Annotated in this window: 10 protein-coding genes; 5 read left to right on the top strand and 5 right to left on the bottom strand. The window is 61.6% G+C overall.

Annotation, left to right across the window (positions count from 1 at the left end; genetic code table 11):
• Positions 1–168 precede the first annotated feature (168 nt).
• The 4 genes from WC704_RS05130 to WC704_RS05115 are packed head-to-tail and all read left to right on the top strand — an operon-like array spanning position 169 to position 2035.
• Positions 169–639, top strand: a complete 471-nt coding sequence (locus WC704_RS05130) for a helix-turn-helix transcriptional regulator (protein ID WP_371421280.1) — start codon at positions 169–171, stop codon at positions 637–639.
• 51 nt (positions 640–690) lie between these two features.
• Entirely contained in the window at positions 691–1074 is a 384-nt protein-coding gene (locus WC704_RS05125; RefSeq protein WP_371421281.1) for a hypothetical protein, read from the top strand.
• 27 nt (positions 1075–1101) lie between these two features.
• Entirely contained in the window at positions 1102–1629 is a 528-nt protein-coding gene (locus WC704_RS05120) for a hypothetical protein (protein WP_371421282.1), read from the top strand.
• Positions 1580–2035, top strand: coding sequence for a winged helix DNA-binding protein (locus tag WC704_RS05115; protein ID WP_371421283.1), 456 nt, complete (start codon positions 1580–1582; stop codon positions 2033–2035). The genes WC704_RS05120 and WC704_RS05115 overlap by 50 nt, the downstream gene beginning before the upstream one ends.
• A 233-nt stretch (positions 2036–2268) precedes the next feature.
• Here the strand turns inward: WC704_RS05115 and WC704_RS05110 are convergent, their stop codons facing one another.
• The 3 genes from WC704_RS05110 to WC704_RS05100 all read right to left on the bottom strand — a co-directional run bounded on the left by WC704_RS05110 (position 2269) and on the right by WC704_RS05100 (position 5116).
• Positions 2269–3534, bottom strand: a complete 1266-nt coding sequence (locus WC704_RS05110) for a tyrosine-type recombinase/integrase (protein WP_371421284.1) — start codon at positions 3532–3534, stop codon at positions 2269–2271.
• A gap of 110 nt (positions 3535–3644) precedes the next feature.
• On the bottom strand, positions 3645–4343 hold the full coding sequence (gene trmB, locus WC704_RS05105) for a tRNA (guanosine(46)-N7)-methyltransferase TrmB (RefSeq protein ID WP_372888904.1): 699 nt from the start codon (positions 4341–4343) through the stop codon (positions 3645–3647).
• Between the two features lie 77 nt (positions 4344–4420).
• Positions 4421–5116, bottom strand: a complete 696-nt coding sequence (locus tag WC704_RS05100) for an EAL domain-containing protein (protein WP_372888903.1) — start codon at positions 5114–5116, stop codon at positions 4421–4423.
• A gap of 511 nt (positions 5117–5627) precedes the next feature.
• Between WC704_RS05100 and WC704_RS05095 the strand changes: the two genes are divergently transcribed.
• On the top strand, positions 5628–6143 hold the full coding sequence (locus WC704_RS05095) for a hypothetical protein (RefSeq protein ID WP_372888902.1): 516 nt from the start codon (positions 5628–5630) through the stop codon (positions 6141–6143).
• Between the two features lie 18 nt (positions 6144–6161).
• Here WC704_RS05095 and WC704_RS05090 read toward each other — a convergent pair whose 3' ends face one another.
• Positions 6162–7241, bottom strand: a complete 1080-nt coding sequence (locus WC704_RS05090) for a hypothetical protein (RefSeq protein WP_372888901.1) — start codon at positions 7239–7241, stop codon at positions 6162–6164.
• A gap of 69 nt (positions 7242–7310) precedes the next feature.
• Positions 7311–8528: a methionine adenosyltransferase gene (metK, locus tag WC704_RS05085; RefSeq protein WP_372888900.1), complete on the bottom strand. Its 1218-nt coding sequence runs from the start codon at positions 8526–8528 to the stop codon at positions 7311–7313.
• Between the last annotated feature and the right edge of the window lie 76 nt (positions 8529–8604).

Raw genomic sequence — 8604 nt, 5'->3', positions numbered from 1 at the left:
TCTGGGCTGCTCGGGAGAGGGATTGTCGGGACGTTTTTTCCCTCCCCGAGCAGCAGGGCGGCGCCAGCAATTTGCGAGTTCCGCATCAGGCTATTGAATTTGCTGACGAATTATCGAGCTAAAATGGCTTAATCTACGATAGCGCACCCCCTATATTGGCGGTGCGCCATGTCCATCGATCTGCTCACCAAAAGAGAGAAAGAGTGCCTCCGATTGCTCCTTGTACCTATGCGGGCCAAGGAGATCGCGGATACGACGGGTCTGTCGGTCCACACCGTGAACGAGCATCTGAAGTCTGCACGACGCAAGCTCGGCACGAGCGACAGCCTGAGCGCGGCTCAGATGCTCAGGAATGCCGAGGACACCCCCAAAAAATCGGATACCAACGAATCGGTATGGCGGGGCGAGGTGGTTCAGCCCGAAACAAGCCCTGCCGAAGCCACAGCATTTGAGGCGGCTTTGACGACTGGATCGATCAGCCTTCCCGTCGCAACGCGAGGAAGACCCTGGAACGATCTGAGCTTGGGGTGGCGCTTGTTGTGGCCGCTTCTCGTCCTTGGCCTCGTGGCCATCGGCGGAGGCGCGATCGTAGCTGGCGCGTCTGAACTCTCCCAGCTTGTCGTCAAGCTCTCGCACTGACTTCGGCCCGTCATGCAAGGGCGGCCGTCTGGCCGCGGGGGGTCGTTCATTATGTCGTTCATGGAAAAGCGTCGCACGCAGATTACCCGTCACGAGATCGCGGGTGAGATAGTTTGTCAGCTTAGAGCTTTCGAAACCGATCTCGACCGCGCATTGGCGAGTGGGTCGCGTCTCGTTGGCCTGCTACCCGATGCACGCGCGCGGGCCAATGTTTCGGGTGTCGTCGGTCAGGACGCGATAAGTCATTTTGTCGCGTCGATCGCGTTCATCTCCCAAGCCATGGAGAAGGCGGCCGGCGGTCACTTGCGCCTTGACGCGACACGACGGGATCTGCGCATTCCCGAGATCGCGGGCGGCGACAAAATTCCGCTGCCGACCATCGCCAGCACGAGCGATCGCACCGTCGAGAATATGCCGGATGCAATTGCCGGTTGACGGAGGGCGCTCCCATGAAGATCGCCAATGCCAATGCTCAGGATTCTCATCTTCGACTTGCTCTATGTCGGCTGCTGCCTGTTCGCGCTCATCCGCGGCGGCGCACCCGAGCGGCTCGGCGCACTTATCCTGATCGCGGATTTCGAACTCAGCCTTCTTGTTGTCGAGCCGATGAGCGGCCGATTCAGCGGAGTCGAGTGGTCGGTTTTCTTCGTCGATCTCTTCGCATTCTTCGCCGTCTATCTGCTCAGCATCCTGTCCGCACGTTACTGGCCAATCTGGGTGGCAGCCGTGCAAGGGGCAGTTACAATGTCACATCTGACCGGGCTGCGCTCCGATATCGTGCCTTGGGCTTATGGGAGCATGGTTGCGATCTGGTCGTATCTCCTGCTGATTATGCTTGCCGTCGCCACCTGGCGCCATCGACGACGTTTGAAGCGCTACCGAATGGATCCGGCGTGGTCCTGGCAACTTCCCTCTTGGTATTTGAACGGAGGTCGCGTCGATGACCACATCCGTTTCATCAATCGAGCCGTCGGCCGTCCGGGCGAATAACACCGCTCAACGACCGCACCCTCCGAGGGAAGGCACGGAGACCGACCATGCCGCTGTGGCGAGGGCACTCTATCTCGATCGCAGGGAGCGGACCCGGCTCTTCGACAATGCGCTCTTTGGCGAGCCGGCCTGGGATATCCTGCTGGACTTGAGGGGCCGCTATGAAGGTGAGGACATGCCATCCAGCTTGTCGATATGCGCGGGCGCGGACTCACCATCATCGACCGGGCTGCGGTATATACGTGCTTTGGAAAAAGCGGGATTGGTCGAACGCTTGAACGATCCCGGGGATGGCCGTCGGCGTGTCGCCCGCCTTTCGGAAAAGGGCGTGCAACTGATAGATCGCTACATCGATCAAATTCTGAATCGCCGCTCAAAGCAGGGCAGCGATCGGGCACGTACATGATTTATTTGGGCTGTAGCGCTGTTCGCCGCTAGCGCCTTCTTGAGATGTGTGCTCCAGTCCCGCTCATTCGTCTTATTCTACCTTCCAATCGTGCCGTTGGCAGATGACGACGACGACTGATCGCGACGCCTCGTGCCCCTTTTTCCGAAATCACCGTAACGGCAATTGCTTCGCCAAGACCTGGCGCGACTGATTGTCACGCCAGGTAAGCGCCGGCCTTCAGTCGAAGCCAATTAGGCGACCAGTCTCAATGCTGGCTTCTGCCGCTGCCCGGTGCACACCGGATCAGCCTGCGGTGGCGGTCCCGCCAACAGCGCCGCAATGTGGTTGCCCCAGTCGCGCAGCGCTTCCTCTTTTTCGGTTTTCCAATTGTGGCGCTGGTAGATTCCCGCGACCCCTGCGCGCGATCCGCTGACATGGTTGAGCACCGCCTCTGTCACCTCGAACCGAACACCTAGACGTTGAAACCCCGTCGCGACCGTTCGCCGAAGATCGTGAAGACGCCATGCCGGCACCGCGTTGCCGCCATCTTTCGCGAGCAGTCGATCGATCTTCAATTTGCTCTTGTGATACCCCGTGTACCGGGCGCCGGTCGACGTCGCGAAAATGCGGCCTTGCCGCGGCCATTTTTCGCCGCCCGCAAGATCGTCCAGAACACCGATGGCCAGGTCGTTGAGGGGAACCCGGTTGGGCTCGCGGTTCTTCGTGCGCACTCCCGGAAGGCTCCATAGCCTGCCGAGCCGATCGACCTCGGCCCACGACATATTGTTCACTTCTTCCTTCCGCTGCCCGGTCAGCATCAGCAAGCGTATGATCGGCCCGAAGCATGGGTGGGTCTCGGGGGCGTGCAGCCAGATACGCCGAAGCTCGTCGTCCTGAAGCCAGCGATCTCGCGGTTGGACTGCCGGCGGCGTCTCCATGCCCTCTAGCGGACTGCGGTCGATATCGCCGCGACTCACCGCCCAGCGGAATAAGCGTCGCATCACACCGAAGACATTTCGGCGATTGCCGACTTGTTCGTCGGGCATGCGATCCAGGACGGCCACGATATCGGCCCGCGTGATCTTGGTTAGAGCCTTGTCACGTAAGACCGGCTTTACGTGCAGCCGCAGACATTGATCGGCCAGCTTTCGCCAGCCCTCGCCCTTGCAGGACTTCGCAAACCGATCGGCGAAATTTGAGAAGGCGAGATCGACAGCTTCGCGGCGTTGCTGCTTTGCCGCTTCACCGGGATCGATACCTTGTGCGACGAGGATGGACAGGCGTTCGGCTTCCATCCGCGCGGTCGTCGGCGCCCAAGGCGAGCCGTGCATGCCGATCGTGTAGCGTCGCGTCTTCGCCTCTGCGCCACCCATCCGATATTGCAGGATGTAGTTTGCTCTGCCCGTGGGAAGAATCTTGACACCGAAGCCTTTGAGAGAGTCGTCCCAAAAGAAGTCTGCTTTACCGGCCGACATCAGCGCATCGACCGTCCGCTTGGTGATTTTTCCAGTCGCCATGACCATACCTTTCCTCTGCTCTCAGCAATCAGCCAGCAATCATCGTGGCGGAAACCGAGGGTTACGTTAGGAAGTGTATGTCGAGGTAAGTTATTGATCTAGGATGACAATTATACGCCAGGGTTGGCGGCTGTACGCCTAAAAATAAAATACCAGACCTCGCGCCCCTGACGGCGCGCCTTGCGTTCGTAGCGGGTCTCGGGCCAGTCCTCGGGGCGGTTCAGGAAGTCGGCGGGCTCCCGCGCGGTCCACACGAAATCGCGGCGTTGGCCCACCACCATCATCGCCCAGCGGCAATAGGTCGGGTCGTCGGTGCCGAGGCGGAACTCCATGCCGGGCTTCAGCTTGGCCGCGATCAGGTCGAGCGGGCCGTGATTGACCATGCGGCGCTTGGCGTGGCGTGCCTTGCGCCACGGATCGGGGTGCAACAAATAGACGCGCGACAGCGATGCATCGGGCAGCCGTTCGAGCACGTCGAGCGCATCGCCCATGTGCAGGCGGACATTGTCCAGTTCTTCGTCGCGAACATGCCCCAAGGCGCCGACCACGCCGTTGAGGAAGGGCTCGCAGCCGATGAAGCCGGTGTCGGGTCTGGCCATCGCCTGACCTGCAAGGTGCTCGCCCGCGCCGAAGCCGATTTCAACTTCGAGCGGACGGTCGTTGCCGAACAGGCGGGTCGCGTCGAGCGGTCCCTCGGTCGGCACGCTGATTTGCGGGAGCAGCGTCTCCACCAGATCGGCCTGGCCCAGGCGCAATTTATGGCCCTGGCGACGGCCATAGAGGCGGCGGGTGGTCATCGGATCGGTCATCCGCGCAGGCTCTAGCGAGCGCGCACGCGCCTGCAAAGCGCCGCTGTCGGTGTTTTTCCCGCGCGGCGGGTGCCGGGTCAGGCCGCGTGCGCCGTTTCGGGGCGAACCAGTTTTCCGATCTGCGGGCGCGCGAAATAATAGCCCTGCATGTAGCGCACGCCGATGCCGCGCAACTTGTCATATTCGGCGCGCGTCTCAACGCCCTCGGCAATCACCTTCACGCCCAGTCGCGAGACCAGATGAAAGGTTTCCTCGACCACCAGCCGTCGCGCCCAACTGCCGCACAAACCCCGCACCAATTCGGGTTGCAGCTTGATCGCATCGGGCAGGAAGCGCCCCATCAGCGCCAGGCCCCAGTCGCTCGATCCGAAATCGTCGATGATCGTGGCCATCCCCATCTTGCGATAGGCACGCGCAACGCGCTCAAGCTGAGCGTCGTCGAGCCGGTTGCATTCGCTGAACTCAAAGGTCAGCCGTTCCGGGGGAAACCCCGTTTCCCGCGCTGTGTGCAATGTGCGTTCGCTGTCCGCGACTGGGTCCTCAATGGCTTCTGGCAGGAAATTGATCGAGAGCAACGCGCCGGTCGAGATGATTCCCGCAGTGACGGCCTGGCGTATCGCCGCCACACGACATTGCTGGTCAAAGGCATAGCGCGTTTCCGGCGTTACCTGCGCCAGCATTTCGAGGGCCCCCTCCCCATTGGGACCGCGCACCAGCGCCTCATAAGCGCAGGTACGGTTGGCCACGACATCCATGATGGGCTGGAAGGCCATGACGAGTTCAAAGTCATGCTCCTGCTCATCGTTTGGACGTGCGTGTTGACCGGACAAGAGACGCTTCCTTTGGTGACCCTTGTCTATTGATAGACGCTCGGACGCCCGATGGGGTGCGCGGTGCGATGGTTATTTTGGGGGTAAGCTAAATTCGGGCGCGCTGCAGACACGAAATGCCGAAAGGCGCGGCGCGGAATGGGCCCGTTACCGCCGGATTGGAGCGAGCCCGGCGATGGCGGCCATCGCCGGATATTATCGACGATCACGCGGGATGAACGGCAGGGCGAGCACATGACGATGTGCTTAAGGCAGTATTTATCTCAAATGCTAAATATTGGTATTATAAAAGAAGTATAGAAGCATCGGTATCGGCAATAGGGGTGTACTGATGAAATTTACACATTGGGCGGGAATTCTACTCGCGTCTTGCACACCAGCAATTGCTGGGGCGCAATATACTGTACAGTGGGCGGCTCCGGCTGCGGTAACGTCTGCTACGGCATATTTCCCGATGGGGACGGCCCTGCAACTGACCACGCGCACCGAACTCAACACCAAGGACAATCACGCCGGGGACCGCTTCTATCTCGAAGTGGCCGAACCGCTCGTCTATCGCGGTCAGGTGGTGGTGCCGGTCGGGTCAATCGCGGTGGGCGAAGTGATGCGCGCCGAACGCAACGGCCATTTCGGCAAGCGCGGCCAGCTCGATATTCGGCTGGACTATGTGCAGACGCCGAACGGACCGATCCGCTTGTCGGGTCGCACCGCGCGGCAGGGCAACGGGCAGGGCGTGCTGGCAATTGGTGGTGCGCTGTTCATTTCCTGGCCGATGCTGTTCATTCACGGCACCAGCGGTCGCCTGCCCGCGGATACCGCCGTGACCGCATACCTCGCGGACGACTTGCGCTTCAATGTCCAGGCAGCCTCGACGCAGGCGGTGGCAGTCGTATCGGACGGCGAACAACAGACCCGCCGACCGCCGCCAGCGCGCTTTGATCCATCGGCTTTTTCGTCAAACCGTCCGTAACGGTCTCCGCCAGGGGTACTATTTCAGCATACCGCCATCGATCTGGATGTCGCGTTTTTCGCCCCAGGTCGTGGCCTTGCTGGCATAATGTTCCGCGCGGACGATGGTGAGCGCTTGGTCGGGCGGCGGCAAGCGGTCGCGCGGGATGTAGCTGCCCGCCGCGCCAACTTCATATTCGGTAAGCGACCAGGATGGCTTCGCCTTTTTGTCGAGTAATGCCGATAGCGTGTCGGGCTCGACCATCAGGCCGCGTCCGGCATCCTGATAGGCGATGAGATAGCGGTCGCTGGTGCCAAGCGGGCGATACACGCCGCTGCTGCCCATGCCGATCGAGGCGGCGATGTCGCGGCACCAGGTTATGGGCGGGGCCGCAGGTTCGTCCTTTGCGATCTTCTGCTTCTCGTCGGTCGATGCGCTCGACAGCAAGGCGCCGAACAGCAGCGCGCTGCCCACCGCCTTGTCCCGCCGGAGCGGCTTGGCCTCGCCAGACAGGGCGAGCGGGGTCGTGCAATTTTCAACCGGTATGGCGGCGGGTTGCGGTGTGATCGTTTGCGGCCAGCCGATCGCCGCGACGACCGCGCGCACATGCGTTTCCAGCGTCGCGCCGTCGAGGGTTTTCGATGAATAGCGCACCGACACATACCAGTCGGCGCCGAGCGGCAGGAAGGCGATTGCGGTGCTGCGATACGGGCCCTTTCCGACGCTATAGCTGCCGATCAGGCCGCTTGCATTGCCCTGGCCCGTCGGCGTGAAGGCGGCGGGCGCGTGCAGCGACACCAGCCCGCCAAAAATGTCGCGGTGGCTCGCAACCCAGTCGATCCGGTCGAACCACAGGGGCACCGATCCGGTGACGTTGCGGAACAGATAGACCGTCAGCGTTTCGCTGTTGGCGGGATTGTCGAAACCCAACGCTTCGTCGAGATCGGGAACGTAGGCGACTGCGGAAGTGCGTTGCAAGCCATCGAGCGTGGTCGGAACCATCAGGCCTGTGGGTTTGTGGCGATAGGGCTCGGTCGCGCCGAGCTTCAATTGCGGGGGCTGTTGCGCGATCGCGGGAGCCGCCAGACAAAGCGCAATTACAGCTAAAAGCAGGCGCATGAAAAACTCCCCCGGAATCGCCAAGCGATACCGGGGGAGCCTAAAGTCCCAGCAGTTTAGCGCAAGCTGTTACGCCACGGCTGCCTTCAGGGCGTCGACCAGGTCGGTCTTTTCCCAGGTGAAGCCGTCGGCATCGGGCTCGCGACCGAAATGGCCGTAAGCGGCGGTGCGCTTGTAGATCGGGGCGTTGAGCTTCAGATGCTCGCGAATGCCCTTCGGCGTCAGGCGCACGAGCTGCGGCAGCACTTCCTCGATCTTGGCTTCGGGCACGGTGCCGGTGCCATGCAGATCGACATAGAGCGACAGCGGCTCGGCAATGCCGATCGCATAGCTGAGCTGGATCGTGCAGCGGCGCGCAAGGCCGGCTGCAACCACGTTCTTCGCCATGTAGCGCGAGACATAGGCCGCCGAGCGATCGACCTTGGTCGGATCCTTGCCCGAGAATGCGCCGCCGCCATGCGGGGCAGCACCGCCGTAGGTGTCGACGATGATCTTGCGGCCCGTAACGCCCGCATCGCCGTCCGGCCCGCCGATTTCGAAGGCCCCGGTCGGGTTGATGTAGATCTTGGTCGCGTCGGTGACGAAGCCCTCGGGCAGCGTCTCGGTCAGCACGCGCGAGACATAGGCGTGCAGTTCTTCGTATAGCGCCGGGTTAGCATTGTCGCCCTGCAGGCAATAGCCGGCCTTGTGCTGGGTCGAGACGACCAGAGCGGTCGCGCGCACCGGCACTTCATTCTCATATTCCAGCGTGACCTGGCTCTTGGCGTCTGGCTCCAGGAACGGCGCTGCGCCCGAATGGCGGTCTGCCGCCATGCGCTCGAGGATCTTGTGGCTGTAATACAGCGTCGCGGGCATCAGGCCCGGCGTCTCGTCGGTGGCGTAACCGAACATGATGCCCTGGTCGCCAGCGCCTTCGTCCTTGTTCGCGCCTTCATCCACGCCCATCGCGATTTCCGCCGACTGGCCATGCAGATTGTTGTGGAAGGCGAAGGTTTCCCAGTGGAAGCCCGACTGTTCGTAGCCGATTTCCTTGACCGTGTTACGCACGGCAGCTTCGATCTCGGCGAGCGCGCCCTCGGCCCATGCGCCATTCTCATACACGCCCTTGCAGCGGATTTCGCCGGCGAGCACGACCAGATTGGTGGTGGTCAGCGTCTCGCACGCGATGCGCGCATAGGGGTCCTTGCTCAGGAACAGATCGACGACGGTGTCGCTGATCTGGTCGGCGACCTTGTCGGGATGGCCTTCGGAAACCGATTCGGAGGTGAAGAGAAAACTGGAACGCATGTGTTGAGATCCTCAATGGTTGAGGAGAGCTTTGGCCGTTGCCATGCCTGATATAAAGCTTTCCTTATATGACGCC

The organism is Sphingomonas sp. (genome assembly GCF_041661885.1).
GTDB lineage: Bacteria > Pseudomonadota > Alphaproteobacteria > Sphingomonadales > Sphingomonadaceae > Sphingomonas.
The sequence above is the reverse complement of the archived record's forward strand: the minus strand, read 5'-3'. Positions and strand labels throughout refer to the sequence as shown.

Excerpts from the sequence above, each read along its gene's own strand:
- WC704_RS05130 (WP_371421280.1), top strand. The coding sequence starts at position 169 with ATGTCCATCGATCTGCTCACCAAAAGAGAGAAAGAGTGCCTCCGATTG.
- WC704_RS05125 (WP_371421281.1), top strand. The coding sequence starts at position 691 with ATGTCGTTCATGGAAAAGCGTCGCACGCAGATTACCCGTCACGAGATC.
- WC704_RS05120 (WP_371421282.1), top strand. The coding sequence starts at position 1,102 with ATGCCAATGCTCAGGATTCTCATCTTCGACTTGCTCTATGTCGGCTGC.
- WC704_RS05115 (WP_371421283.1), top strand. The coding sequence starts at position 1,580 with ATGACCACATCCGTTTCATCAATCGAGCCGTCGGCCGTCCGGGCGAAT.
- WC704_RS05110 (WP_371421284.1), bottom strand. The coding sequence starts at position 3,534 with ATGGCGACTGGAAAAATCACCAAGCGGACGGTCGATGCGCTGATGTCG.
- trmB (WP_372888904.1), bottom strand. The coding sequence starts at position 4,343 with ATGACCGATCCGATGACCACCCGCCGCCTCTATGGCCGTCGCCAGGGC.
- WC704_RS05100 (WP_372888903.1), bottom strand. The coding sequence starts at position 5,116 with ATGGCCTTCCAGCCCATCATGGATGTCGTGGCCAACCGTACCTGCGCT.
- WC704_RS05095 (WP_372888902.1), top strand. The coding sequence starts at position 5,628 with ATGGGGACGGCCCTGCAACTGACCACGCGCACCGAACTCAACACCAAG.
- WC704_RS05090 (WP_372888901.1), bottom strand. The coding sequence starts at position 7,241 with ATGCGCCTGCTTTTAGCTGTAATTGCGCTTTGTCTGGCGGCTCCCGCG.
- metK (WP_372888900.1), bottom strand. The coding sequence starts at position 8,528 with ATGCGTTCCAGTTTTCTCTTCACCTCCGAATCGGTTTCCGAAGGCCAT.